26 protein-coding genes are annotated in these 24,425 nt (G+C 45.3%); 8 read left to right on the top strand and 18 right to left on the bottom strand.

What is annotated here, in order from left to right; all coding sequences use genetic code 11:
• Positions 1-156 precede the first annotated feature (156 nt).
• Together yiaK and ACRRSX_RS05775 are read right to left on the bottom strand one after the other, a co-directional pair.
• Positions 157-1,158: a 3-dehydro-L-gulonate 2-dehydrogenase gene (yiaK, locus tag ACRRSX_RS05780; protein WP_432454146.1), complete on the bottom strand. Its 1,002-nt coding sequence runs from the start codon at positions 1,156-1,158 to the stop codon at positions 157-159.
• A gap of 192 nt (positions 1,159-1,350) precedes the next feature.
• A complete protein-coding gene (locus ACRRSX_RS05775) occupies positions 1,351-2,253 on the bottom strand; it encodes a LysR substrate-binding domain-containing protein (protein ID WP_432454147.1) in 903 nt (300 codons plus the stop codon).
• A 112-nt stretch (positions 2,254-2,365) separates the two neighbouring features.
• Here ACRRSX_RS05775 and ACRRSX_RS05770 point away from each other — a divergent pair, with 112 nt between their 5' ends.
• From ACRRSX_RS05770 to ggt, 4 genes are all read left to right on the top strand, one after another.
• On the top strand, positions 2,366-2,818 hold the full coding sequence (locus ACRRSX_RS05770; RefSeq protein WP_432454148.1) for a DoxX family protein: 453 nt from the start codon (positions 2,366-2,368) through the stop codon (positions 2,816-2,818).
• Between the two features lie 32 nt (positions 2,819-2,850).
• Positions 2,851-3,801 (top strand): glutathione S-transferase family protein, encoded by a 951-nt coding sequence (locus ACRRSX_RS05765; protein WP_432454149.1) that lies wholly within the window; start codon positions 2,851-2,853, stop codon positions 3,799-3,801.
• Complete coding sequence (locus ACRRSX_RS05760) at positions 3,798-4,592, top strand: DODA-type extradiol aromatic ring-opening family dioxygenase (RefSeq protein WP_432454150.1); 795 nt, start codon at positions 3,798-3,800, stop codon at positions 4,590-4,592. The genes ACRRSX_RS05765 and ACRRSX_RS05760 overlap by 4 nt, the downstream gene beginning before the upstream one ends.
• 619 nt (positions 4,593-5,211) lie before the next feature.
• Positions 5,212-6,948 carry a gamma-glutamyltransferase gene (gene ggt, locus ACRRSX_RS05755; RefSeq protein ID WP_432454151.1) on the top strand — a complete coding sequence of 579 codons (1,737 nt, stop codon included), beginning with the start codon at positions 5,212-5,214 and terminating at the stop codon, positions 6,946-6,948.
• 67 nt (positions 6,949-7,015) lie between these two features.
• Here ggt and nqrM read toward each other — a convergent pair whose 3' ends face one another.
• From nqrM to ACRRSX_RS05700, 11 genes are all read right to left on the bottom strand, one after another.
• The gene (gene nqrM, locus ACRRSX_RS05750; RefSeq protein ID WP_432454152.1) at positions 7,016-7,252 is read right to left on the bottom strand and encodes a (Na+)-NQR maturation NqrM; all 237 of its coding nucleotides are present in this window, start codon (positions 7,250-7,252) and stop codon (positions 7,016-7,018) included.
• A gap of 19 nt (positions 7,253-7,271) precedes the next feature.
• Complete coding sequence (locus ACRRSX_RS05745) at positions 7,272-8,291, bottom strand: FAD:protein FMN transferase (protein WP_432454153.1); 1,020 nt, start codon at positions 8,289-8,291, stop codon at positions 7,272-7,274.
• Between the two features lie 9 nt (positions 8,292-8,300).
• Complete coding sequence (gene nqrF, locus ACRRSX_RS05740) at positions 8,301-9,524, bottom strand: NADH:ubiquinone reductase (Na(+)-transporting) subunit F (protein WP_432454154.1); 1,224 nt, start codon at positions 9,522-9,524, stop codon at positions 8,301-8,303.
• 31 nt (positions 9,525-9,555) lie between these two features.
• Positions 9,556-10,164, bottom strand: coding sequence for an NADH:ubiquinone reductase (Na(+)-transporting) subunit E (nqrE, locus tag ACRRSX_RS05735; RefSeq protein WP_432454155.1), 609 nt, complete (start codon positions 10,162-10,164; stop codon positions 9,556-9,558).
• Between the two features lie 4 nt (positions 10,165-10,168).
• Complete coding sequence (locus ACRRSX_RS05730; protein WP_432454156.1) at positions 10,169-10,801, bottom strand: NADH:ubiquinone reductase (Na(+)-transporting) subunit D; 633 nt, start codon at positions 10,799-10,801, stop codon at positions 10,169-10,171.
• The gene (locus ACRRSX_RS05725) at positions 10,794-11,579 is read right to left on the bottom strand and encodes a Na(+)-translocating NADH-quinone reductase subunit C (protein ID WP_432454157.1); all 786 of its coding nucleotides are present in this window, start codon (positions 11,577-11,579) and stop codon (positions 10,794-10,796) included. Before ACRRSX_RS05725 ends, ACRRSX_RS05730 begins: the two co-directional genes overlap by 8 nt.
• Positions 11,569-12,780, bottom strand: a complete 1,212-nt coding sequence (locus tag ACRRSX_RS05720) for an NADH:ubiquinone reductase (Na(+)-transporting) subunit B (RefSeq protein ID WP_432454158.1) — start codon at positions 12,778-12,780, stop codon at positions 11,569-11,571. The genes ACRRSX_RS05725 and ACRRSX_RS05720 overlap by 11 nt, the downstream gene beginning before the upstream one ends.
• Before the next feature lie 2 nt (positions 12,781-12,782).
• The gene (locus ACRRSX_RS05715; RefSeq protein WP_432454159.1) at positions 12,783-14,123 is read right to left on the bottom strand and encodes a Na(+)-translocating NADH-quinone reductase subunit A; all 1,341 of its coding nucleotides are present in this window, start codon (positions 14,121-14,123) and stop codon (positions 12,783-12,785) included.
• Positions 14,124-14,419: 296 nt separating this feature from the next.
• Entirely contained in the window at positions 14,420-15,490 is a 1,071-nt protein-coding gene (locus ACRRSX_RS05710; protein WP_432454160.1) for a TRAP transporter substrate-binding protein, read from the bottom strand.
• A gap of 55 nt (positions 15,491-15,545) precedes the next feature.
• The gene (locus tag ACRRSX_RS05705; protein WP_432454161.1) at positions 15,546-15,848 is read right to left on the bottom strand and encodes a BolA family protein; all 303 of its coding nucleotides are present in this window, start codon (positions 15,846-15,848) and stop codon (positions 15,546-15,548) included.
• Between the two features lie 3 nt (positions 15,849-15,851).
• Positions 15,852-16,442, bottom strand: coding sequence for an alpha-ketoglutarate-dependent dioxygenase AlkB family protein (locus ACRRSX_RS05700; RefSeq protein ID WP_432454162.1), 591 nt, complete (start codon positions 16,440-16,442; stop codon positions 15,852-15,854).
• Positions 16,443-16,524: 82 nt separating this feature from the next.
• On the opposite strand from ACRRSX_RS05700, the gene ACRRSX_RS05695 reads away from it, so the two are divergent.
• The 4 genes from ACRRSX_RS05695 to ACRRSX_RS05680 are packed head-to-tail and all read left to right on the top strand — an operon-like array spanning position 16,525 to position 20,217.
• Positions 16,525-17,664: a methyltransferase gene (locus ACRRSX_RS05695; protein ID WP_432454163.1), complete on the top strand. Its 1,140-nt coding sequence runs from the start codon at positions 16,525-16,527 to the stop codon at positions 17,662-17,664.
• 22 nt (positions 17,665-17,686) lie between these two features.
• On the top strand, positions 17,687-18,256 hold the full coding sequence (locus ACRRSX_RS05690) for a YajG family lipoprotein (protein ID WP_432454164.1): 570 nt from the start codon (positions 17,687-17,689) through the stop codon (positions 18,254-18,256).
• Positions 18,253-18,831, top strand: coding sequence for a peptidylprolyl isomerase (locus tag ACRRSX_RS05685; protein WP_432454165.1), 579 nt, complete (start codon positions 18,253-18,255; stop codon positions 18,829-18,831). Before ACRRSX_RS05690 ends, ACRRSX_RS05685 begins: the two co-directional genes overlap by 4 nt.
• Before the next feature lie 30 nt (positions 18,832-18,861).
• Positions 18,862-20,217 carry an AmpG family muropeptide MFS transporter gene (locus ACRRSX_RS05680; protein ID WP_432454166.1) on the top strand — a complete coding sequence of 452 codons (1,356 nt, stop codon included), beginning with the start codon at positions 18,862-18,864 and terminating at the stop codon, positions 20,215-20,217.
• A 385-nt stretch (positions 20,218-20,602) separates the two neighbouring features.
• Here ACRRSX_RS05680 and ACRRSX_RS05675 read toward each other — a convergent pair whose 3' ends face one another.
• From ACRRSX_RS05675 to ACRRSX_RS05655, 5 genes are all read right to left on the bottom strand, one after another.
• Positions 20,603-21,367, bottom strand: coding sequence for an exodeoxyribonuclease III (locus ACRRSX_RS05675; RefSeq protein ID WP_432454167.1), 765 nt, complete (start codon positions 21,365-21,367; stop codon positions 20,603-20,605).
• A 205-nt stretch (positions 21,368-21,572) separates the two neighbouring features.
• Positions 21,573-22,739, bottom strand: a complete 1,167-nt coding sequence (locus ACRRSX_RS05670; protein WP_432454168.1) for a glutathionylspermidine synthase family protein — start codon at positions 22,737-22,739, stop codon at positions 21,573-21,575.
• A 2-nt stretch (positions 22,740-22,741) separates the two neighbouring features.
• Positions 22,742-23,341, bottom strand: a complete 600-nt coding sequence (locus tag ACRRSX_RS05665) for a DUF1190 domain-containing protein (RefSeq protein ID WP_432454169.1) — start codon at positions 23,339-23,341, stop codon at positions 22,742-22,744.
• A gap of 8 nt (positions 23,342-23,349) precedes the next feature.
• Positions 23,350-23,763 carry a DUF350 domain-containing protein gene (locus tag ACRRSX_RS05660; RefSeq protein WP_432454170.1) on the bottom strand — a complete coding sequence of 138 codons (414 nt, stop codon included), beginning with the start codon at positions 23,761-23,763 and terminating at the stop codon, positions 23,350-23,352.
• An 11-nt stretch (positions 23,764-23,774) separates the two neighbouring features.
• Positions 23,775-24,422 (bottom strand): YjfK family protein, encoded by a 648-nt coding sequence (locus ACRRSX_RS05655; RefSeq protein WP_432454171.1) that lies wholly within the window; start codon positions 24,420-24,422, stop codon positions 23,775-23,777.
• Positions 24,423-24,425 lie beyond the last annotated feature (3 nt).

Below are 24,425 nucleotides of genomic sequence, written 5' to 3'. Positions count from 1 at the left end.
TCGGGGAGCTGTTGACTCATTGCTGGTCGCTACCATGGCGAATCATGATGGCTAAGCCTTGGTTCAACAAGCTTAGCCGTGACTCTGGCCATCTTACGGCGTAGCAAAACCTGTATCGCCACAAATCTCGATGTCACACCACAAATCTGCAAGGCCTTACAGGGCCTTAATTTTCTGCCAAATTTGCGAGTGAATTTCGATGCCACCCTGCTGTTGGTGTTTATCAATATAGGCTTGAATCTCTGAACCACCGATCTTAAGCCGCCCGACCTCGGCAGGCTCAGCACTCATTACATAATCGCGGATCCGCTGCATCTCTTGAGCAAAACGATGACTTTCCATGGTTTTACTCAGATCGATGGCGATCAAGAATTGCGATACCCCATACTCTTCAGTTTGATCTTCCGTTAAGGCTGGTACCGATAAGCCGCCACTAATCGCGGTGATCATCATATCTAATACGATAGACATCGACGAGCCCTTCCAGAACCCCATCGGCAACACCCGTTTATTGTTCATCAATACTTGCGGATCTTTGGTCAAATTGCCCTCGTCATCGAAGCCGCCATCCACCGGCAAAGGCTTATCGGCGAGATGATGATTTTGAATTTGACCATAAGAAAACTGGCTCATCGCACAATCGAGTAAAACCGGCGGATCGCCTGCAATCGCCATGATCAATGGATTATTTCCGATGCGACAGTCTTTCCCTCCCCAAGGCGGCATAATCGCCACGGTGTTGGTCGCGGCAATCGCAGCAAAGCCCTGACGAGCCATCTTCAAAGGGTAAGCGCCACCACGCATCCAATGATTTGAATTGCGCATACCCACCATGCCAATCCCAAACTGCTTGGCCAGTACCATGGCACGATCAGCACAAATATGACCATTCAATACACCAGGACCGAGATGACAATCCCACTGCTCCAGTGCGCCCATGCTGGCAACACATTCCGGCTCTGCATTTAGCTTGATTTGACCTTTATCCACTTGCGAGATAAACACCGGGAAGCGATTAATGCCATGCGAGTAGACCCCCTCATTGGCCATATCCACAAAGCCGGTCGCCAATTGCTCAGCCCGGTCGGGATTCATATCTCGCGCTAATAAAACGCGTAAATATTCACTGTATAGTTGTTCAATTGTTACTAGGGCCACCGCTTATTTCCTCTTCGCGAATACCATGTTAGAACACTCAATCATCCCAAACTTGTCTCGAAAAAACTGGGAAGAACAAGACATAAATTTGACTAGGTGTTGATTTTACTAAAAAATCCCTTAGTACTTCGAGCACAATGTTGTTCAGCCAGCACTATCGCTCCTCGCCAAGTCTTAAACCACGGCCTGCCTTTAATAGTCATCCCAATAAGGACACTCTCCATAATACTCGCTGATGAAATCAACAAAACTGCGAACCTTACTACTTAAAAACTTACGATGGGCATAAACCACATAAAGTCCCAGTGGATCGGGGGCATAGTCGGGTAATATTTCCTGCAACTCCCCCTGGCTGATAGCTTTACCAGCGATAAATGAGGGCTGAATAGCAATTCCTCCGCCGTGGATCGCCGCATTTACCAATAAATCGCCATTATTGGAGATCAAGGTCGAGTTTAACTTGTTGTAACCCAGTACCTGTTCAAACTTAGCAAATAAACTTGCGCTATCGGCATAGCTATAACTCAGATAACGATGATCCATTAATTGTTGGGAATTTTTGGGGATACCATATTGCTGCAGGTACTTGGGGGCGGCACATACCACGATTCGAATATCGGTGATTTTTTTAGCGATCAATGAAGAACTCTGCAATTTACCAATCCGTAATGCGATATCGTAGCCATCTTCAACAATATCGATTTTTTTATCGCTGAGTTGCAAGTCGATATCCACCTGCGGGTAGCGCTGCTGATAATCAACGACTAACTTCGGTAAGTGATGCATGCCAAAGGACATAGGTGCGGTAATTCGAAGTTTTCCTGAAGGCTGTCCTTGCTCATGGGCAAGCGCATTGTCCATCTCCTCAAGGTCAATTAATAACTGAGTGCAACGTTCAAAATAAAAACGTCCGGCCTCGGTCAAACTCAATTTACGCGTAGTTCGGTTCAGTAATCGCGACTGTAGATTGTCTTCCAAATGGGAGACATATTTACTCACCAACTGAGGAGACAAACTTAAGTGTTCAGCCGCTTTCGCAAATGAGCCCTGCTTGACCACACTTACAAAGGCTCTCATGGTTTGTAGCTTATCCATATTAACAACCATACATTGATAATAACTCAACAAATATAGCATTTATCAATGAAATGCCAAGCATTATAGTTAGCACAACTTAGTTAATTAAATTCCCAGTGAAGGACATACCATGAATACTCAACTCTTAAACAAACTTGTTGCTAGCAAAGCCAGCTTTGCTCCTCTAATTCTGCGTCTACCTTTAGGTTTGATACTGGTTGCCCACGGCTCGCAAAAACTGTTTAGCTGGTTTGGTGGTTATGGCCTTGAAGGCACCGGCCAATGGATGGAAAGCGTAGGGTTTGCACCCGGCTACCTCATGGCTTTAATGGCTGGCAGCGCCGAGTTTTTTGGCGGTATTGCTTTACTACTTGGCTTACTAACCCGCCCTGCTGCCCTGGTACTTGCATTTACTATGCTGATGGCGATGACAGTACATATTGGTAATGGCCTGTTTTTAGCCGCAAATGGTTATGAGTATGCATTAACCCTGTTAGCGGTCACTTTGTTTTTAGCTGTTCAAGGCGCTGGGCGCTTTGCTTTAGACAATAAAATCCATGCGCTGCTTAGTGCTAATAAATAACCCTAAACTTAACCCATATTGAGGACTTGATTATGTTAGTCGAAGGCGTTTGGACAGAAAACTGGCAACCAGTACAGGCAAAAGATGAGCAAGGGCGCTTTGTACGCCAAACCTCTAGCTTTAGGCATTGGATCACCAAAGATGGCGCCGCTGGCCCCACAGGTGATGCCGGCTTTAAAGCAGAGAAAGGTCGTTACCATCTATATGTTGCGTATATCTGTCCTTGGGCTTCTAGAACCTTGATGCTTCGGGAACTCAAACAACTTCAAGACTATATTTCGATTAGCATCGTCAATCCGGTGATGACCGATCAAGGCTGGCAATTTGATGGTTATGCCGATGCGACTGCCGACCATTTAAATGGCTATCAATTTGCTCACCAGCTGTACACTCACGCCGATCCTAAATTCACCGGCAGAGCGACGGTTCCGGTACTGTGGGATAAACACAATAATGTGATTGTAAACAATGAATCCGCAGACATCATTCGCATGTTAAACAGTGCCTTTGATCACCTCACCGGCTCAAAATTGGATTTATATCCTGCAGAGCTGGCCGAGCAGATTGATACACTGAACGAACAGATTTATCACCTGCTCAATAATGGCGTGTATAAAGCGGGCTTCGCCAGCTCGCAGTTTGCGTACGAAGAAGCTTACCAAGGCGTGTTTAACACTTTAGATAAACTAGAAGCCAAATTAGCAGATGGTCGTTCATTTTTATTCGGTGAACAACTCACTGAAACCGACATCAGAAGCTTTGTAACCTTGATCCGTTTTGATGCTGCCTATTATGGTTTATTCAAATGTAATCGAAATCTGATTGCCCAAATGCCCTATTTATCCAAATATGTGCAGCGAATTTTGGCGCTTGAGGGCATTGGAAATACAGTTAATATTGAACATATTAAACAAGGCTATTATTCACTAAAAGCACTCAACCCAGCAGGTATCGTGCCTAAGGGTCCGGAGAATATTGCATGAATCAGGTCAGCAAACAGCCAGCTCTGTTTATTTCCCATGGCTCACCGATGATGGGCATTGAGAATAGCGCAACTAGCGCTTTTCTCAAAAACTTGGGTCGGCAATTACACAAACCGGATGCTATTGTGGTTTTTTCTGCTCACTTTGATGCTACTGCAGATATCATCATTAACAGTGCAACAAAACCAAAAACCATTCACGATTTCTATGGTTTTCCCGAGCAACTTTATCAACTGCAATATCCGGCGCCGGGTGCGCCAGACTTGGCAAAACAAGTCGCAGAGCGCTTACAAAGTCAGGGTTATCAGCCAATACTGGACGAACAGCACGGCTGGGATCATGGCGTATGGATCCCGCTGCGTTTAATCTACCCGCAAGCGGATATTCCAGTGCTACAAATCTCTATCAACAGTCGCTTAAGTAGTCAGCATAACTACCAGCTAGGTCAAGCCTTAAGCTACTTATCTGAGCAAAATATTTTACTGCTTGGCTCTGGAGGGATTAGCCACAACCTGCGAGAAGTGTTTGCTAGTGTTCCTGATCCACAGCGGGTTGAAAAAGTGACGGCGTTTACTCAATGGGTAAAAGAGAAACTGTTAGCGAAAGATATCCCAGCTTTGTTGGATTATCAAAATCAGGCACCTTTTAGTCGCTTTAATCATCCAAGCGTTGAACACTTTGTCCCGCTGCTCTCGATTTTGGGGGCTTGGAACGAAGGCGATAAAGTTCACCAGATCCATCAAGACGTCGAACTTGAAATTTTGGCCTTGGATGCTTACGCCTTTAGCTAAGCATCTAACTTTAAAATAATACCAATCACAATAAATAAGTGCTCTTGTATTCGCGCAGCGAAGATCTTGATTTGCAGCTCATAACTTTCACCCGCAAACATAGAGCCAAACTTAATCGAGTTGGAATAACATCCTACTTAAACTGATTTGCCTTCTGCTATCGCTTCCTCCCTGTAGCGATAGCAACTTTTTAACTTTGTTTGGTAACTGATCAGCATCACCAATATTCAAGCCAATCGCCCCTCACAAACAGCGCTCAATCTGTCACCGAGCACTAAAACATGTAAATTCTAGTTAACACCTTCATCAATAATGCTTGATTAGGCAATGGCAAGCTTACTCGATACTGTTAAACTGGCTAGAAGCGTTTTAATGTTGAAGCTTTACTCTTACTCAATTTAAACAATCCTGAGAACGAGCCCTTCGCTTAGCCTTCTCAATAAGGAATAAATAATCATAAATTTAATTGAACTCTAGAGCAGTATTGATCCCACATTAACCGCTGATTCATGCCGATGGTGACATAACATTTGATCTGCTTTGTTTAAGAATCACTGAACAACGGCAACAGCATGAATAGGTCAACACCCTTAAATACTCACTGAAAAAGGATAATCAGATGATTCGTCGTTTATTGAGCTTCGCTTTGTTGATATCGACTCATTGTATGGCTCAGAGCCAAAGCAGCGATGCTTACGCCCCCGAACTTGCCAGCGGTTCGAGCCAAAAAACCGCGTTTATCGCCCATAAATTTATGGTCTCAGCCGCCAATCCGCTAGCCGCTGAGGCTGGCTATGAGATACTAAAAGCGGGTGGAAGTGCCGTAGATGCGATGATTGCAGTACAAACCGTTCTGGGTTTAGTCGAACCCCAATCTTCTGGTATTGGTGGCGGAGCATTTGTACTGTATTACGATGCTACAAAGCAACAAATCACCAGTTTTGATGCTCGTGAAAAGGCTCCAGCCAAGGCTTCGCCTTCCTTATTTTTAGATGACAATGGCAAGCCATTAAAATTTTATGATGCCGTTGTGGGGGGGCGATCCGTTGGGGTGCCGGGGGTGGTAGCCCTATTTGAAACCCTGCATCAACGCTATGGAAAAACCGAGTGGCCTCAATTATTTTCACCCGCCATCGGCTTAGCACAACAGGGATTTAGAGTTAGTCCTCGCTTAGCCACACTGATTGCCGGTGATACTCACCGACTAGACCGCTATCCTGGTGCTCGAAACTACTTTTATGATGCCCAAGGTAAACCCTTAGCGGTCGGCCACCTACTCAAAAATCCAGCCTATGCCTCGACCTTAAATTTAATCGCCAAACAAGGGGCGAAAGGCTTCTATCAAGGCGTAACCGCAAAAGCAATGGTCGCAGCGGTACAACAGGCAGCAGCTAATCCGGGGCTGCTCAGTGAAAGCGACTTAGCCGCTTATCAAGTCAAACAACGCCCCGCTTTATGCAGCCCTTACCTACAATATTCGGTCTGTGGCATGGGGCCACCAAGTTCTGGCGCAAGCACCGTCGGTCAAATCCTTGGAATTTCCGCGCACTACCCACTTGATAAATGGGGCCCCGATAATATTCAAAGCTGGCGGATCCTCGGCGATGCTTCAAGACTCGCCTTTGCCGACAGAGCGAAATACCTTGCCGATAGTGACTTTGTAAGCGTACCAAGCACCGCCCTACTCGCCCCCCAATACTTGGCGAAACGCGCCCAATTATTAAAAGGTGATAAGGCCCTTAGCAGCGTGTCTGCTGGAGATGTGGCAGATTTATCCGCCCAAGCATCAAACTTCAGTATCGAACTTCCCTCCACCAGCCATATCAGTATCGTCGATAGTGAAGGTAATGTATTATCGATGACCACTAGCATCGAAAATGCCTTTGGCTCACGGCTGTTCGTTAATGGCTTCCTATTAAACAACCAACTCACTGACTTTTCTTTTATTGCCGAAAAAGATGGCCAAGCAGTGGCCAATCGAGTTGAAGCCAATAAACGCCCACGTTCATCGATGTCTCCAACTATCGTACTGCAAAACAACCAGCCGATCGTGGCTATCGGCTCGCCCGGCGGCAGCAGTATTATTGGTTACGTGGCTCAAACCTTAGTGAGTCATTTAAACTGGGGCATGAGCTTACAGCAAGCCATTGAGCAACCGCACATCAACAACCGTTTCGGCGTATATGAATTGGAAGCCAATAGCGCTGCGGTGGATAAACAAGCGGCATTAGAAGCGTTAGGTTACCAAACCAAAATAAAAGCCATGACCTCGGGTCTACAAGGGATCAGGATTTACCCAGATAGGCTGGTTGGCGCAGCCGATCCTCGCCGTGAAGGTATCGCAAAAGGGGACTAAAAATACATAAACAAAAACAGCGCTGTAAAGCGCTGTTTTAAATATCGCATCATGCCTAGCACGCGCTTTAAATAATCCGATGTTCATCTAACATCGCTTGGCGCGCTTTTTGTTTCTGTTCGACTAAAGCCATCTTGGCTTTTCGTTTATCGCAAGGCTCAGGACAATCACAAACCTTTTCAATTCCAAGCGATGCGATACCACCGCAACTCCCGCTAATGGTTTTCTTCTGAAAAATATAGCCCACAGCCATCGCGGTAATCACCACAACAAAAAACACAAATGTCACAAGAAAATAAGCCATTTCGACAGTACTCCTTCGTTTATTGTTGGATGATAAAGGGAATAAAAGCTGAACTAAGGTGTTCAACAAACTCATCCCCTTGCTTATCGATAATATAAATCGCCAATTGATGCTTTTCGGCAAAAGCTAAGGCTTGATCCACCCCCATAACCGTAAGCGCCGTCGCGTAGCCGTCTGCCATCATACTGGTAGCAGCGATCACTGTGACCGATACAATATGATTGGCAATCGGCTGACCCGTTTTAGGATTAATGGTATGCGAGTAACGAATACCATCTTGCTCAAAGTAATTACGATAATCACCCGAGGTTGCAACACCGTTATCTCCGGGCGCTATAATTTTTTGTACTGCGCGTTGCTCTACCACTGGTTTTTCTACCGCGATCCGCCAGCTCAGAGCCTTGTCATTATGACCCTTTAAGCGTAGCTCACCACCAATATCCACCATGAAATTATGAAAGCCTTCACTCTCGATCAATTCAGCAACACGGTCAACACCATGGCCTTTAGCAATAGCGGAAAGGTCGACGTATAAACTCGCTAAATCTTTACTCAGTAATTGGCCATTTAAAGTAAGGTGATGATAACCAATACGCTCTCTGGCTTGTTTCAGCGCTTGCTCATCGGGACGTTTGTTGGGACGACCTTCTGGACCAAAGCCCCATAAATTAACCAAAGGACCCACCGTGACATCGAAAGCGCCAGCTGACTCTTCAGAGATCTGTAATGACGCTGCCATCACTTTAGCTAAATTTGCCGAAATGTGTTTCGGTTCTCCACTTTGAAATTGATTAAACAAAGACAATTCAGAGTTCGGTAAATAGGTTGACATTTCTAGATTAACTTGACGTAGCAACTTATCAATTTTTTGCTGTAACGCTGCGCCTTTCGGTAACTGATCTCGAGGTTCAACCACTTTAATTTGATAGTAAGTTCCCATAGTGCGCCCCTCAATTTGTAAGGTATACAAATTGTTTTGCTCACTACAGCCACTAACGAAAAAAGCTAGCCCAATAAGGGCTAGCCAAAACTTAATCATTCTCACCAATTAACCACCAAAGTCATCAAGTAGAATGTTTTCATCTTCAACACCGAGCTCTTTAAGCATATTAATCACCGCAGCATTCATCACCGGAGGACCACACATATAGTATTCGCAGTCTTCAGGCGCATCGTGGTCTCGTAGATAGTTTTCAAACAAGACATTATGAATAAAGCCAGTTTTACCTTCCCAGTCATCTCCCGGTTGCGGATCAGACAAGGCGACATGCCACTCGAAGTTTTCATTCTCGCGAGCCAGCATATCAAAATCTTCTTCATAGAAAATCTCTCGACGAGAACGAGCCCCGTACCAGAAGCTAATCTTACGCTTAGAGCTAAGACGCTTAAGCTGATCGAAGATATGCGAACGCATTGGCGCCATACCTGCACCACCACCAATAAACACCATTTCTGCTTCGGTATCTTTGGCAAAGAACTCACCAAATGGCCCAGAAATTGTGACTTTATCACCCGCTTTTAAGTTAAAGATAAACGATGACATTTTACCACAGGGTAGGCTCATGTTGTTTGGCGGCGGCGTTGCAATCCGCACGTTCAACATAATAATACCTTCTTCCTCTGGGTAGTTGGCCATTGAGTAAGCTCGAATGGTCTCGTCATCTACTTTTGATTCTAAATTAAAGAAGCCAAAGTGTTCCCAATCGCCACGATACTGCTCTTCAATATCAAAATCTGAATATTTTACATGGTGGGCCGGCGCTTCAATTTGAATATAACCACCCGCACGAAACGGAACTGACTCACCATCAGGGATCTGCAACTTCAACTCTTTAATGAAAGTAGCTTTGTTGTCATTAGAGATAACTTCGCAAGCCCATTTTTTTACCCCAAAAATTTCTTCGGGTAAAGAGATCTTCATGTCTTGCTTGACGTTCACCTGACAAGCCAAACGCATGCCATCTGCCGCATCTCGCTTACTAATATGATCAAGCTCGGTGGGTAAAATATCACCACCACCTTCATGAATATGCACATGACACTGGCCACATGAGCCACCACCGCCACAAGCCGATGATACAAAAATGCCTGAATTACCCAGTACACCCAACAATTTATTACCCGCCTGAGTAGTAATTGCCTTGGCTGGATCATCATTAATAAGAATTTGTATGTCACCAGAACTTACCAGCTTCGACTTAGCAAACAAAATGATTGTCACTAAAGCCAAGACAAGCAAGGTAAACATAGTTACGCCGAGAATAATTTCCATCGACTAATTTTCCTTGTAGTTATTGGCCGTCTTAAAGCTGAACGCCCGAGAACGACATAAACGCCATCGCCATCAAACCCGCGGTAATAAAGGTAATCCCTAAACCACGTAAGCCATCAGGCACATCTGAATACTTCATTTTTTCACGAATACCCGCTAAAGCAACAATCGCTAACATCCAGCCAATACCACTACCGATACCATACACAGCGGACTCAGCTAAGCTGTACTCACGTTGCACCATGAATGAAACACCACCAAAGATGGCACAGTTCACAGTAATCAGTGGTAGGAAAATACCCAAGGCTTGATACAGTGCAGGAAAGTATTTATCCAATACCATCTCAAGAATTTGTACTAACGCAGCAATTACCCCAATAAAGGTAATGAAGCCAAGGAAGCTTAGATCGGCATCGGGTAAACCAGCCCAATCCAGCGCGCCAGGTGCTAACAAATTGAAATAGATAATTTGGTTTACCGGTACCGAAATACCCAGAACCACGGTGACCGCGACCCCTAAACCAAAGGCTGTTTTAACTTTCTTTGAAACGGCTAGGAAAGTACACATCCCTAACAAGAAAGCCAGCGCCATATTTTCAATAAAAATAGAGCGCACTAACAAACTAATATAATGTTCCACGCGCCTACTCCTTCGGCTCTACTTGTTCTGGATAAATGCTACGCAATCCCCAGATTAATAAACCAATCACAAAGAATGCTGATGCGGGCAGTAATAACAAGCCGTTAGGTTGATACCAACCGCCGTTATTAATCAATGGTAAGATTTCAATCCCAAATAACGAACCAGAACCGAATAGTTCTCGAATCACACCGACCGACATCAATACCGCACCGTAACCCAGGCCATTCCCAATACCATCGAGAAAAGACTTCAATGGTGGCTCTTTCATGGCAAATGCTTCGGCACGCCCCATCACAATACAGTTGGTAATAATCAAGCCAACAAATACCGAAAGTTGTTTGGAGATATCATAAACCACAGCTTTCAATACTTGGTCAACCACAATCACCAAGGAGGCAATAATTGCCATTTGCACGATAATCCGCACACTGCTTGGAATATGATTCCGAATCATCGAAATAAACAGGTTAGAAAAGGCTGTTACCAGCATAACCGCAATGGTCATTACAAATGCCGTTTCTAATTTGCTGGTCACTGCTAACGCTGAACAAACACCCAACACTTGCAATGCGATGGGGTTATTGGCGATAACTGGGCCAAATAAAACTTTTTTGGTTTCCTTAGCATCAGCCATTGATTAGCTCTCCTTGTTGCAATTTGGTCAGGAACTTACCGAAGCCTTTGTCACTTAACCAAAATTTAAAGGTGTTATCGACCCCCTTACTCGTAAGGGTCGCACCTGATAAACCATCGACCTCAGAGGGTGAGTCTGCAGGAGCAGTCCCTTTAATCACGGTAATCGCTGCTTGACCGCCAGCATCATATAGCTTCTTGCCAACAAATTTGGCTTGCCAACGTGGATTAGCCACCTCACCACCAAGTCCCGGTGTCTCACCCTGGTCATAATAAACCAGCGCATCGACCGTATTACCGTCTGGCTGTACCGCCAAGAAGGCATACATCGTTGACCACAAGCCACGACCATGCAAGGGTAAAATCACTCGGTCAATGGTTCCAGAAGACGTTTTTACTAAGTAAACACTGGCAAAATTAGAACGACGTATAATACCTGCAATGTCTTCATCGCCCGGCATCCGAATACTGGTACTCGGATCTTTAGCAGCCTTGCGTTGTTCAAAGGTATTTGGATTGACCTTATCTTTAGCGACGAAGCTTCCGGTATCTAAATCAATCACGCGCGGTTCAATGACTTCAGCATAAACGTCTGCCACCTTACGACCATCGAGGGCCACCCCAGATACCGCTAAAATATTCTTCTGCTTATCTTCCAATGCGTTTTGCTGCTGCATGCCACGCAAACCTACAGCTGCCAGCGAGACCACAATAGAACACACTAAACTAACGCCAATAACAACCTTAATGGTTTTGGCTAAGGAATCATTACTGGCCATCGCGAGCAAGCCTCCGTTTGATATTGGCTTGAACTACAAAGTAGTCGAAGATTGGAGCAAATAAATTGGCGAACAAAATAGCTAACATCATACCTTCGGGGAAAGCTGGGTTCACGACTCGAATAAGCACCACCATCAAGCCGATAAGCCCGCCATACCACCACTTACCTTTATTAGTAAACGATGCCGATACTGGGTCTGTGGCCATAAAGAACATACCTAAGGCAAAACCACCAAGTACCAAATGCCAATGCGGGGGTAATTGGAACATCATATTGCTATCTGAACCAATAACATTCAACAACAAGCTGGTTGCGACCATTCCCGCCAATACACCCGCTACAATTCGCCACGAAGCGATACGAGTGAAAATGAGGAACAATCCGCCCAAAGCCAGTAAGAAAGTTGAAGTTTCACCACTAGAACCTTGAATAAAGCCAAAAAATGCATCGCTCCAAGAAATGCCTTGCGCTGCTAAACCGTCGATACCTTGAGCGGCAACCACACTGAGTGGTGTCGCGCCAGAATAACCATCCACAGCGGTCCAAACTGCATCTCCAGATATCGCGGTTGGATATGCGAAGAACAAGAACGCACGCCCCGCTAAAGCAGGATTAAGGAAGTTCTTTCCGGTGCCTCCAAACACTTCTTTCGCAACAACTACGCCAAAAGTAACCCCCAGTGCCACCTGCCATAAAGGCATCGTCACTGGCAAAGTTAAAGCAAACAAAATAGAGGTCACAAAAAAACCTTCGTTAACCTCATGGCCGCGTACCGAGGCAAATAAAACTTCCCAGAATCCACCCACCACAAATGCGGTTAAGTAAATCGGTAGGAAGAATACCGCGCCATAGAGCATCGATGCTATCCAACCGGCATCTGCGCCCATCGGCACGCCGAGCAAACCAAGTAACGCAATATGCCAATCGTCAGGAGCCGAGTAACCCGCAATAATGGCTTCATTCGCTTGCATTCCGGCATTATACATACCAAAAAACATAGCGGGCATTAGTGCCGCCCACACAAAAATCATGATCCGTTTTAAATCAATTGCATCACGAACGTGGGTATTTTTGTTGGTCACTAAACCCGGTGAATATAAAAAGGTGGCGGTGGCTTCATAAAGCGCGAACCACTTTTCATGTTTACCGCCAGGTAGAAACTGAGGTTCGATTTTTTCAATAAAATGCTTAAGACTCATGCTTAACCTTCCTTCTCAATCTTGGTCAAACAATCACGTAACACGCTACCGTATTCGTATTTGCCGGGACATACAAAGGTACATAGCGCTAAATCTTCTTCATCAAGCTCTAAGCAACCAAGTTGTTGCGCACTATCACTATCATTTGACAATAGGTCTCGAAGTAACAATGTTGGCAAAATATCTAAGGGCATCACCCGCTCATATTGACCAATCGGCACCATGGCACGGGCGCTACCGCCAGTAGTCGTGGTGAACGAGAACAACTTACTTTTATTCAGACCAGAGACGAATATACGCGCTAAGGAGAACTTATTGGTGCCGGGTACAGCCCAGCCCATAAACTCTTTCTCATAACCTTCTTCTAAAGCCACAACCTGTTGATGGTAACGGCCTAGGAAACAATGCGGACCAACCGCATGATTGCCCAGCAATACACTGCCAGAAATCACTCGGTGCTCACCATCGACTAGTTCGCCATCAATCAATTGACTAATCTCGGCACCGAGTTCGGTGCGCAACAAGCGTGGTTCTTTGACCACCGGACCCGCTAAGGCAATCACTCGCTGATTATAAATTTTACCACTTTGCAGCAAATGCCCTATCGCAATCACGTCTTGATAAGAGACCGACCAAACGGTACGTTGTGCGCTTGCTGGTTTTAGCATGTGAATGTGAGTCCCCGCTAAACCTGCTGGATGCGGTCCTGCAAACACATGCTCTTCGACCCGAGCAGCATCCGACTTCGGCAAACTCACATTAGCCTTACAAACGAATATCTCTCCATCAGTTAAACGAGATAACACCCGTAATCCGGTAAGATAAGCACTTTCGTTCTGCGCAATCACAACCGTCGGATCCGCGGCTAAAGGATTGGTATCAATCGCGGTCACAAAAATTGCGGAAGGTGTTGAATCTATCGCTGGCACTTTACTAAATGGACGCGTTCTAAAACCGACCCATTGGCCAGAATTTACGAGTTTATCCACAAGTTCAGATCGCGCTACGCTATCAATTTCGGCATCGCTTAAAGCACCAAAATCAATACTGTCACCTGCCTGTTTCTCAATCACGACAGATTGTAATACCCGCTGCGCGCCGCGGTTAATATCTTGAATGGTTCCAGCGCAAGGAGCCGTAAATACAACGCCGGGGTTCTTCTTATCTTCGAACAACGTCTGACCTTGGCTTACCACATCACCCACTCGTACTTTCATTGTTGGACGCATGCCAACATAATCTTCGCCGAGTACAGCCACTCTGGTAACAATAGACGCGTCTACTATTTGCTGTTTGGGATCGCCTTTAATAGGCAGATCAAGTCCTTTATTTATTGTAATCATACTCTCTTACACATGTGTTGGGTCGGAAGACGAGCAATAACGCCTGTGTGAATTTTGCACTTAAATTTAAGTAATTAGCTAACAAGTCTTCGACAATTAACTAACAAGCCACAGAAAACGACTGTATTCTAGCACCAATCAACCCCAATTCTCCAAAGAAAAAGCCCAAAAATATAACCTATTCGACTTAAGTGTTACGAGCTTGTTATCAACCTTAAACAATGGGTTAGCTAATAACTTAACAAGAATCTTTTTAATAATTTGCGATAAGCACCTTAAATTTGCTTAACTTACGTTTATTCTAAACTGGTCGGAGCCAGTTTTAATTGATTATTTTTACTTACGCCAAATTGAAACCGTCGGTAACTGTTAAGCACCTTTGCAAAAGACGGGTCTTTGTTCGCAAGTTGTTCTATAACCGTCAAACTATAGTCTTTTAATTGCGCCAATACTTGTGGTGGGAACGGAACAATATCCACACCATGCTCATTAGCCAATATGGTTAATGCCTCCACATTGTAGACCACATACTCACTCAAAGTTTCTTGATTTACGACCTTGGTCGCATTCTCAATAATTCTTTTTAGATCATCGGGTAGTGTAGCAAAGGCTTCCTTATTGATAATAAATTCAAGGGTAGTGCTTGGCTCATGCCACCCCGGATAGTAGTAATACTTGGCAACTTTATGAAAGCCAAACGCCAAGTCATTATATGGGCCGACCCACTCCACCGCATCAATATCGCCGTCACGCAGCGCTTGATAAAGTTGATCCGCAGGTAAAGCCAAGGGCAAACCTCCAGCCATTTCCAGCACCTTGGCCCCTAATCCGGGAAGACGCATTTTCAACTGCTTGAAATCATCCATCGTGTTTATTTTTTTATTAAACCAGCCTCCCATCTGCGCATCGGTGTTTCCTCCGGGATAAGGCAGCAAATTATATGGCGCATAGAGTTCTCGCCATAGCGCCAAACCGCCGCCAAGGTACAACCAAGCATTCAGATCTTTAGCTGCCATCCCAAAAGGCAGCGCGCTAAAAAAAACAGCAGCTGGCAATCGGTCTTGCCAATAATAGGCCGCACTGTGGCCCATCTCGACCTTACCTTGAGCAACAACATCAAATACATCTAAGGCTGGATAAAGCTCCCCTGCACCATAGACACTTATTTGCATTCGCCCACCACTCATTGCATAGACTTCTTCAGCAAAACGTTCCGAGGTCACCCCAAGTCCCGGTAAATTTTTAGGCCATGAAGTTACCAAAGTCCATTTATATTGAGTTCGCTGCGCTGATTGACTATCACTCTGGTCACCATTACAAGCACTCAACAAAAAACCTAGAAATAGGCATTTAATATACACCCGCATAAAACAATCCTTATTTTAATGCTCATGTGTTTAAGCAACGCTTCGTGCAGAACGATTAACCACCACGACAGTTTGGTGATACTGGCACTTGCTGTTGTTTATCCCATCGTTCGGGGGTAAATACGTGGATTGCTAAAGCATGAATATCTTGCTTTAGTTCCTCAGCAAGAACTTTATTAACCTCTCGGTGACACTGAATACGAGTTTTTTCTTGAAATAGTTCACTAACAATCGTGACTTTGAAATGACTTTCAGAGCCTGCGGGCACATTGTGCATATGGCTCTCGTTAACCACCGCTAAGTACTCAGGTGAAAAATGCTGCTTTAATTTCTCGCTAACTTGTGTTTCAACCCGCATCTTCTATTCCTTCATAGATTCAATTGTTGGCATTGTATAACGAAAGGTTAAATTGATCCTCGGCTGTTTTACTTTAAGCGCTTTTGGCAAACTATGTTGCCACTGCTGTTGAGACAAACCATTCATCAATAATAAATCACCAGATCCAAGCAGATACTGCAGCTTAGATCTGGTGGATTTGTCACGGAAAACAAAACGCCGGGACGCGCCTAAGCTTAATGAAGCGATAATCGGTCGTAGACCTAATTGGGCTTCATTATCACTATGCCAGCCCATATAGTCGTGACCGTCACGGTATAAATTCACCAAAGCACTATTAAAACGCTGCCCTGTATGCTGCTGCAATGCAGCCTTTATTGGTATTAAAAATTCAGGCCAAGTCAAAGGTTGTCGCCATTCTCCAGAATAGCGATACGCCGCCTCCGCATCACCTAACCAAACCGACAATCGGGGCTCCAAACAAGTCTTCCCAAATAAACGAATTTGATGCTGTTGCCAGGGCAATTCTGCAAGCAAAGATTGGAACAATCTATCCACATTTGCCGGACTTAACCAATGCTTATAAAGAATAATCTCATCTGACAACTGATTCACGACCTTTTCTGCGCCTTTCGTTTAGCCATTAACTTAGATACACTGCTGGCACGATTCAAGGCCAGCACGCTACCATTCCAATATGCATCAACAACTCATCATCGCTCCCGTAGAGTTAAACTTAGCTCGTTACCCAAAACAGTCTGCTGATGAGCTACGCGCTTGGAACGCTGCTGACGAATTATTGTTAGAGTATGCCTTTGAGCTTAGTACAAACCTTCAACATATTTTGCTGCTCAACGATGAATTTGGCGGCCTAGCCTGCGCACTCTTGGCTCACCCTAATTTACGCCATTGCCAAATCACTTGGTTGAGTGACTCCTTTATCGCCCAGCAAGCTTTAGCGCAAAATATTCAAGCTAATCAGCTTAATGGGGAAAGCATAAATATAATTAGTAGCATCGATGTCATGCCTCAAGCTGACTTAGTCCTAATGCGTTTACCCAAGAGCTTAAACTATCTGGAACACCAGCTCATTGCACTACAAAATGCCATGAATAACGCAAGCTTACTGGTTTGTGGCGTGATGCTCAAAGGATTGCCCAAATCGGTGTTTAATCTGTTTGAAAAACATCTCGGTGAAGTGAACACCTCGTTAGCGAAAAAGAAGGCCCGCCTCCTATTTAGTCACTATCAAGGTAAGTGCTCGAGCTCTCGCTATCCCAAAGCTTGGACGATAGAGGAATACCAGTGGCAACTGAATGATCACGCCAACGTATTTTGTTTCGCCAAATTCGACATTGGTACCCGCTTCATGCTACAACATTTGCCGCGAGGTGAGTTTGCCAGCGTTGTCGATTTAGGCTGTGGAAATGGTCTACTCGGCTTAAGAGCCCTAGAACTCTACCCCGAGGCCTCGGTCACCTTTGCCGACGAATCACTGATGGCTTTGGCCTCAGCAAAAAATAACGTACAACTGAATCATCCTGAGGCGCTTAATCGATGTGAGTTTATTCATGATAACGCTTTAGAACATCAAGCCGACAACTCTGCGGATCTGGTATTATGTAATCCGCCCTTCCATCAACAAAACACCATTTCTACTCATATTGCTCGGCAAATGTTTCGCGACGCCAAACGCTGTTTACGTAGCAATGGCATGCTCGCCGTCGTCGCAAATCGCCATTTGAGCTACCAAGCACTATTAAAATCTTACTTTGGTGGCTATAAGTTGCTGGCGAGCAATAACAAATTTGTTATCCTCGGTTGCACGAAACGTTAATTAACCAGAAAAGGTGAACCACTTGAAGAATCTATTTACATTGGTGATATTACTATTCGGCTTAAGCGCTTGTAGTAGTCGACCACAACAAGTGCAGTTAAATCCACAGGTACAACTGAGCGATGTCACCCAGCATTCCATTATTGCGGCGATTCATTCCCAAGATTTACGCCCAAATCGATTTTTAATCAGCATTCATCACGGTGATCAAGAGCAAGCCGAACTAATTGCCAGTGGCAGCAATTTACGTTCGTCCATTGAGCAGCAGCTTAGCGCAGCTTGGCAGCAACAAGGCCTGGGGTTTGTCCCCGCCTCACCCAACACAATCCGGGTAGATATTAACGAACTCGCCTCTCGTGTTGAGCAAGGGAGCGTAAAATACAGTGCCAGCACGACCATACGCATCAAAGTGACCGTAGACACCCCGACTAAAACTTTAGATAAGGAATTTCGCTCAATTCATACCAATGAAGGCGCCTTTAAAGTAGATGTAAATAAACAAGCCGAGGCAATGAATCAACAACTTTCTGAGTTATTAGCTGAAATCGCAAGTGACCCACAACTAATAGAAGTAATGGAGTATCAACCATGAATTGGCGTTTTTTCCGCAATACCCTGTTCACCATCAGTCTGGCACTTTTCAGCGTCGCCAGCTGGGCGCAAACAGTAAAGTTTGTGACTAATCTCGGTGAATTCCAATTACAGCTCAAACCACAACAAGCCCCAAAAACCGTGGCCAACTTTTTACGTTATGTCGAAGACGGTAGCTATAAAGGCACTTTGTTTCACCGCACCATTCCCGGCTTTATGGTACAAGCAGGCGGCTACTCTATTAATTATGAAGAAGTCGATAGCTACAAACCCATCGAAAATGAATCTAAAAATGGCTTAAACAACAAGCGTGGCACCGTAGCGATGGCACGAACCAATGATCCCAATAGCGCAACCCGCCAGTTTTTTGTCAATGTTGTTGATAACCCCTACCTCGATGGCAGCCCTAAAAAATTCGGTTATGCGGTATTTGCCGAAGTCATTTCTGGTATGGATGTCATCGATAAGATAGTCAATCAACCCACAAAAACTGGTCCCGTCCCAGGGATGCGTAACGTACCAGTCCAGAAAGTGATCATCGAAGACGTGGTATTAATAGACCCATCTCAACCTTAATAATTCTGTTACAACACAACTGAGCAGTAAATGAACTCATCGCCAACTTGGTCACAGACCTTTCGTTCTTATTTAGATAAACGACTGCTATGGGTATTTATGCTCGGTTGTGCCAGCGGTTTTCCTTGGGTCCTGATTGGCTCAAACATGTCTGGCTGGCTCACTGATGCAGGACTCACCCGTTCTGCCATCGGCTACTTTGGCTCGGTGTTCATTGTTTATGCCATTAACTTTCTATGGGCGCCCTTAGTCGACCGAGTTAAATTGCCACTATTTCATCGCTGGCTTGGCCAACGCCGAAGTTGGATTTTTTGCTGTCAAGCTATCGTCTTGATATGCACCTTTGCTATCGCAAAGTTTAACCCAGCCAATAGTTTAATGGTCACATCGATGCTAGCCCTGTGTATCGCCACGGCTTCTGCTACCCAAGACATCGCTATCGATGCCTTTCGCATCGATAGTTTTAGCAAAGCCGATTCGCATCGCTTGCCCCAAGCCTCGGCCATGGCGGTCATCGGTTGGTGGACAGGATATTCACTTCCCGGATACTTAGCGTTTATTAACGCCGATGCTATTGGTTGGAATGGTGTCTATTTAGGGATGTGTGGCATCGTAGCGTTGCTCATGTTATTTACCCTGTTGGTTAAAGAACCCATCACCGATCGGGATGCTCTGCAACAACAAGCGGAACAACGGCACGCCCAGTATCTTGGTACCCATTCACCGATTGTCGCGTGGCTCACGGTGACCGTGGCCGAACCGTTTATCGACTTCTTTCGTCGCAACGGCGTGCGAGTTGCGATCACCCTACTGATGTTTGTTTTTCTATTTAAAATTGGCGAAGCGTTTTTAGGGCGCATGTCGATCCCCTTCTATCGGGAAATTGGCTTTAGTAATGAGCAAATTGGTCATTACTCTAAACTCATTGGTTGGGGGGCAACGGTATTATTTACTTTAGTCGGTAGTGCCTTCAACGTGCGTTTTGGCGTGATAAAAGGACTCATGTTAGGCGGCGTTGCGATGGCAAGCAGCAACTTAATGTTTGCCTGGATAGCCTCTACGGGTCCAGACGAGCAGTTGTTTTTGGCCACCATCATCGTCGACAACTTTACCAGTGCCTTTGCCACCGTCGCCTTTGTCTCGTTTTTAACCACATTAACTGGCCAAGCTTTTTCAGCCACTCAATATGCGCTGCTCGCCTCTTTAGGTAACCTAGGCCGAACCACCCTCGCCTCCTTCAGTGGCTCGCTGGCCGATATGCTCAACTCTTGGCCACTGTTCTTTGTTCTCACAGCTATAATGGTCGTGCCGAGCCTCATCATGCTGATTAGCCTACGCGGTTATTTTGGACGGATATTGCAAGATAATCACGACAGCAAACACTAATACCAATCTGATAGATAATATGATCAGCTTATTACGCCGAATAAATCTGCCAAGAACCAAGTATGAAGTACAGTAACTAGTGGCTCTAATTACAAGATACATAACACAGTTCGTGCTGATTTAGGCCAGTAAGAATCAACAGATGATGAGTTAGCTTGGTATGGGCATCCCCATAAGGACTACCGACTAGATCCTATAATAAGATGCGCCCCAAATTGCGTCGATGGTATCCAACCCAAAAGCGGTAGGCGGGCTAGCTCCAAGATGAGAAAGTGTTGACCTTTAGTGGCGAATGTAAATTTAAGACAAAGCGGAATGTTGCACCAAAATGCAAGCCGACCGATGGAAGCAAAGACTCACTCACCATCGGTTCTAGCTCGGGAAATTATAGGGCTAAATCAACCTGCACAGGACAATGATCGGAGCCCATCACCTCATTAAGAATATCGGCATCACTCACCTTATCAGCAAAAGCCTCAGAGACAAGGAAGTAATCAATTCTCCAGCCAATGTTACGGCCACGAGCACCAGCTCGATAGCTCCACCAGCTGTATTTAACTTCATCTTGCTTCTTCAGGCGGAAGGTATCGACAAAACCTGCGGCAGTTAAATTATCAATGCCATCGATCTCGGCCTGCATATAACCAGCACTTTTATTGTAATTTGGCTTGGGCCGAGCCAAATCGATGTCTTTGTGGGCCACATTTAAGTCACCGCAAACTAACACGGGCTTACGCGCTTCGAGGCTCTTCAAGTAGCTTAAAAAGTCCGCATCCCACTGTTGGCGATAATCTAAACGCTTTAATTCGCTGCCCGAATTGGGTGTATATACAGTAACCAGAATGAACTCTTGGTATTCGGCTGCAATCACCCGACCTTCTTGGTCGTGTTCTTCAATCCCCATGTCGTATTCAACAGCAAGCGGTTTTTCTTTACTCAGAATCGCAGTACCAGAGTAGCCTTTTTTCACCGCCGAGTTACTGTAAATATGATAGCCTTGCAAGGATTCCAGAGCGGCCAATACTTGATCGTCTTGGGCCTTGGTTTCTTGTAAACACAAGACATCGGTTTGCATCGCCTCGAAAAAGGACATAAAGTCCTTTTTCATCACCGCCCTGATCCCATTCACATTCCACGAAACTAAGCGCATTCGCCCTTCCTTTAGATAATTAAAAGTGGTTTTCAACAACGCCTACAGGCGACACTGAATCAAATAAGAGCTTTATTGTAGCAGGCTTAACTCAGGCTAAAAAACCTTAAAATAAACACGGCTTAGGTACATATAAAAGCCGTGCAGAGGTTTGGCTTGGCGAATCAACTCACCAAGCAGGCGTGCTTGCAATGCGCGCCTCAATTTATAAAATAATATGCGGCAGATAACGACTCATGTCTTGGGTAACTAAGCTGCTATCTTCTCGGATCGACATGCCTGCAGCCTGATCATCTACCAGCCAACTACCAATTAAAGTGTAATTTTCAGCAAATTTAGGTAACTGGTGCAGCGCCTGATAAATATAACCCTCTTCCCCATAGGGACCTGGCGTATGCTCTATTTCAGCGTCGCCATGCAAGATGGATATATTTGAGCCTTCACGAGAAAAAATTGGTTTTTTCACCATGCCCTTACTGAAATTCGCCTGTTTCACTTCATCTTCAAAAAAAGCCGGGAGTAGATTGGGGTGGCCGGGGAACATCTTCCACAACATCGGCAACAGGGCTTTATTCGACAGAATGCTTTTCCAAGGCGGTTCCAACCAACGAATATTTTGTTGCCCGAGATGCTCACCAAATTGCTCATCTAACATAAATTCCCAAGGATAGAGCTTAAACATCCAGCTGATTACCTCATCATCAAGATTAGTAAAGCGCTGCTCCCTATCCATGCCAATATCTTCGACAAATACAAACTTGGTCTCAAGGCCTGCGGCAATGGCGCAGTCTTCTAAATATTGCACCGTGCCTCGATCTTCATCAGTGTCTTTACAACAGGAAAAATGCAATACCCGATCGGGCGTTAAGTATTGTAAATCACTAAAGCGGTTAACCAACTTTTCCTGAAGGCTATTAAACTGATCACTATTTGGGTTCAATTGCCCATGATCAACCTTGTCTTTAAGCCACAACCATTGCCAAAAGCCAGTCTCGTATACCGAGGTTGGCGTGTCGGCATTGTTCTCGTATAACTTCGCGTCGCCTTTACCGTCGTAGCAAAAATCTAGTCGCGAATATAAACAGGGATCGCCTTTTAACCAGGATTGTCGAACGAAATCCCAGTGCTTTTCAGGTATACAAAAACGCCGCATTAACTGTTCATCGTGAACCACCTTCGCGACGACTTCAAGGCACATTTGGTGGATAGCTTCGGTGGGCGCTTCGATACCACGCTCAACTTGCTCAAGGGTGAATTGATAATAGGCCGACTCATCCCAATACTTGTCACCATACATGGTGTGGTAGTTAAAGCCATATTCTTTGGCTTGTTGCTGCCAATGCGGTCGTTCACCGGTGGGAACGCGTAGCACCCTTAACCACCCCAGCTCGATTTAGAGCCCCCCCAGGAAGACTTCGCCGAGGCCTTCGCCCCGAAGCCGCCACGAGAGACGGTTTTGGTTACAGTCGGTTTACTCTTATAAGCCGACTGTCCTACTTTATAGTTTCTCTGGCCAGCTTTACCAATCACCGAACCATCGGCAGTGATAATCGAATCGCGATAGGATGACCCCGGCTGATTATATTTATACACCGAGGATGGGCGGCTGGGATCCATCATCCGGCCAAATAAATAGCCGTACATCAACGGCATGAAGAAACCGCTACTGCTAGCTCGACAACCGTCATAACCAAAGCTTTCTTCACAGTCTTGGCGGCTACTATACTTAGGTGCAGTTCGCTCGGCTTCTAACTCCGCATTACGATAGACCGCTGCACATTGTTGCTCGTTAAAGGTCGTTTTAGTAACACAATCATCGATGGACTCAATCACAATCGCATCTTCTTGAGGCTCAGAACAGGCACTCAACATGGCTGCCGACACCGCCACGACTAGAGGTTTCACTATAAATGAAGGAGCGCTAACAGGGAGTTTGCGCATTGCCGATAAGTTAATAAACTTAGAACGTTTCATAGCGCCTCCTAGTAGGTCATGCAAGCTGCATTTAATAATCCTACCGACACACTGGTCGCGGCTAACATGATCCCAGCACTGACTTCGTTGGCTTCTATTCGCGACACAATGCCAGGGATAAATACAAAACGCACAATCACAAAAGCGGCAATTTGTGCCACTAAGGCAATGAGTCCCCACAGCGCATAATCAACAAAAGAAATAGAGTTACTGGCAGCGCCCGCTAAAGCTAAAGCAAAACCTAAAACAGCCCCACCAAAGGCGATGGCAGCACTGGTATTTTTGCCCTCCTTAATCAGCGCCCACTCGTCATGCGGCGTTACACGCACATAAATCACCTTAAATAACATCAAGAAAACAATAGATGCGATAAAGTAAATCGCAAAATTTGCGACGGCGAGTAATAGTTCCGATGATTCCATGTTCTGGTCCTTTATCCGTGAATAGTAATTTGGGTTGGTGAAATCGTCATGCCGGTGCTAATCACCAGGCAGCGTTCCAAAGCGTTATTGTTCAGCACCTCTTCGGCCGATAGAAACAGCGATTCCATTTCACCGCTAGGCAATTCACGCTCAAATAGCATAGTAAACTGGTCGGTGCTGGAAAAGTCCATATTATCCTGATAGGTCTTCTCTTCCATATGTACCGGATTATGATAATCGGTGGTCGAGGTCCATACCCGATGATATGTATGTCCTTCCAACTGATAAGTGTTTGCGCCAATTTCCTGCTTCAGCAAACGATCCCATTCGCTTTGATTAGCCACATCGAGGGTATCGTAGTAATGAAACATTTTCACATCCACCACATTTTCTTCACCTTCACCATTGGCTACCACTTGCAAGAAACCTTCATCATCGGTGTAAAAACGATAGATGGTCGTATCATCTAAGTCGACAATGCCTGCCGATTGAATAATTTGAGTGGGAGCGACCTGACTCACCACCATATCGGCCATCACTAACTTCAGTGCCAGCGCGTCCAGTTCAAAACTGCCACCCAACTTAAGCCCCATAATGGCGGGGGTCCCTGCATATTTGTCAGGTTCAGGCTTATGTCGACTAAACAAAGACTTAAACATAGC

This window comes from Agarivorans sp. QJM3NY_30, from assembly GCF_050870855.2.
Taxonomy (GTDB): Bacteria; Pseudomonadota; Gammaproteobacteria; order Enterobacterales; family Celerinatantimonadaceae; genus Agarivorans.
Note: the sequence above shows the minus strand (reverse complement) of the source record. Positions and strands in the feature narration are given on the sequence as shown.

Excerpts from the sequence above, each read along its gene's own strand:
- ACRRSX_RS05775 (WP_432454147.1), bottom strand. The coding sequence starts at position 2,253 with ATGGATAAGCTACAAACCATGAGAGCCTTTGTAAGTGTGGTCAAGCAG.
- ACRRSX_RS05770 (WP_432454148.1), top strand. The coding sequence starts at position 2,366 with ATGAATACTCAACTCTTAAACAAACTTGTTGCTAGCAAAGCCAGCTTT.
- ACRRSX_RS05765 (WP_432454149.1), top strand. The coding sequence starts at position 2,851 with ATGTTAGTCGAAGGCGTTTGGACAGAAAACTGGCAACCAGTACAGGCA.
- ACRRSX_RS05760 (WP_432454150.1), top strand. The coding sequence starts at position 3,798 with ATGAATCAGGTCAGCAAACAGCCAGCTCTGTTTATTTCCCATGGCTCA.
- ggt (WP_432454151.1), top strand. The coding sequence starts at position 5,212 with ATGATTCGTCGTTTATTGAGCTTCGCTTTGTTGATATCGACTCATTGT.
- nqrM (WP_432454152.1), bottom strand. The coding sequence starts at position 7,252 with ATGGCTTATTTTCTTGTGACATTTGTGTTTTTTGTTGTGGTGATTACC.
- ACRRSX_RS05745 (WP_432454153.1), bottom strand. The coding sequence starts at position 8,291 with ATGATTAAGTTTTGGCTAGCCCTTATTGGGCTAGCTTTTTTCGTTAGT.
- nqrF (WP_432454154.1), bottom strand. The coding sequence starts at position 9,524 with ATGGAAATTATTCTCGGCGTAACTATGTTTACCTTGCTTGTCTTGGCT.
- ACRRSX_RS05730 (WP_432454156.1), bottom strand. The coding sequence starts at position 10,801 with ATGGCTGATGCTAAGGAAACCAAAAAAGTTTTATTTGGCCCAGTTATC.
- ACRRSX_RS05725 (WP_432454157.1), bottom strand. The coding sequence starts at position 11,579 with ATGGCCAGTAATGATTCCTTAGCCAAAACCATTAAGGTTGTTATTGGC.
- ACRRSX_RS05720 (WP_432454158.1), bottom strand. The coding sequence starts at position 12,780 with ATGAGTCTTAAGCATTTTATTGAAAAAATCGAACCTCAGTTTCTACCT.
- ACRRSX_RS05715 (WP_432454159.1), bottom strand. The coding sequence starts at position 14,123 with ATGATTACAATAAATAAAGGACTTGATCTGCCTATTAAAGGCGATCCC.
- ACRRSX_RS05710 (WP_432454160.1), bottom strand. The coding sequence starts at position 15,490 with ATGCGGGTGTATATTAAATGCCTATTTCTAGGTTTTTTGTTGAGTGCT.
- ACRRSX_RS05705 (WP_432454161.1), bottom strand. The coding sequence starts at position 15,848 with ATGCGGGTTGAAACACAAGTTAGCGAGAAATTAAAGCAGCATTTTTCA.
- ACRRSX_RS05695 (WP_432454163.1), top strand. The coding sequence starts at position 16,525 with ATGCATCAACAACTCATCATCGCTCCCGTAGAGTTAAACTTAGCTCGT.
- ACRRSX_RS05685 (WP_432454165.1), top strand. The coding sequence starts at position 18,253 with ATGAATTGGCGTTTTTTCCGCAATACCCTGTTCACCATCAGTCTGGCA.
- ACRRSX_RS05680 (WP_432454166.1), top strand. The coding sequence starts at position 18,862 with ATGAACTCATCGCCAACTTGGTCACAGACCTTTCGTTCTTATTTAGAT.
- ACRRSX_RS05675 (WP_432454167.1), bottom strand. The coding sequence starts at position 21,367 with ATGCGCTTAGTTTCGTGGAATGTGAATGGGATCAGGGCGGTGATGAAA.
- ACRRSX_RS05665 (WP_432454169.1), bottom strand. The coding sequence starts at position 23,341 with ATGAAACGTTCTAAGTTTATTAACTTATCGGCAATGCGCAAACTCCCT.
- ACRRSX_RS05660 (WP_432454170.1), bottom strand. The coding sequence starts at position 23,763 with ATGGAATCATCGGAACTATTACTCGCCGTCGCAAATTTTGCGATTTAC.
- ACRRSX_RS05655 (WP_432454171.1), bottom strand. The coding sequence starts at position 24,422 with ATGTTTAAGTCTTTGTTTAGTCGACATAAGCCTGAACCTGACAAATAT.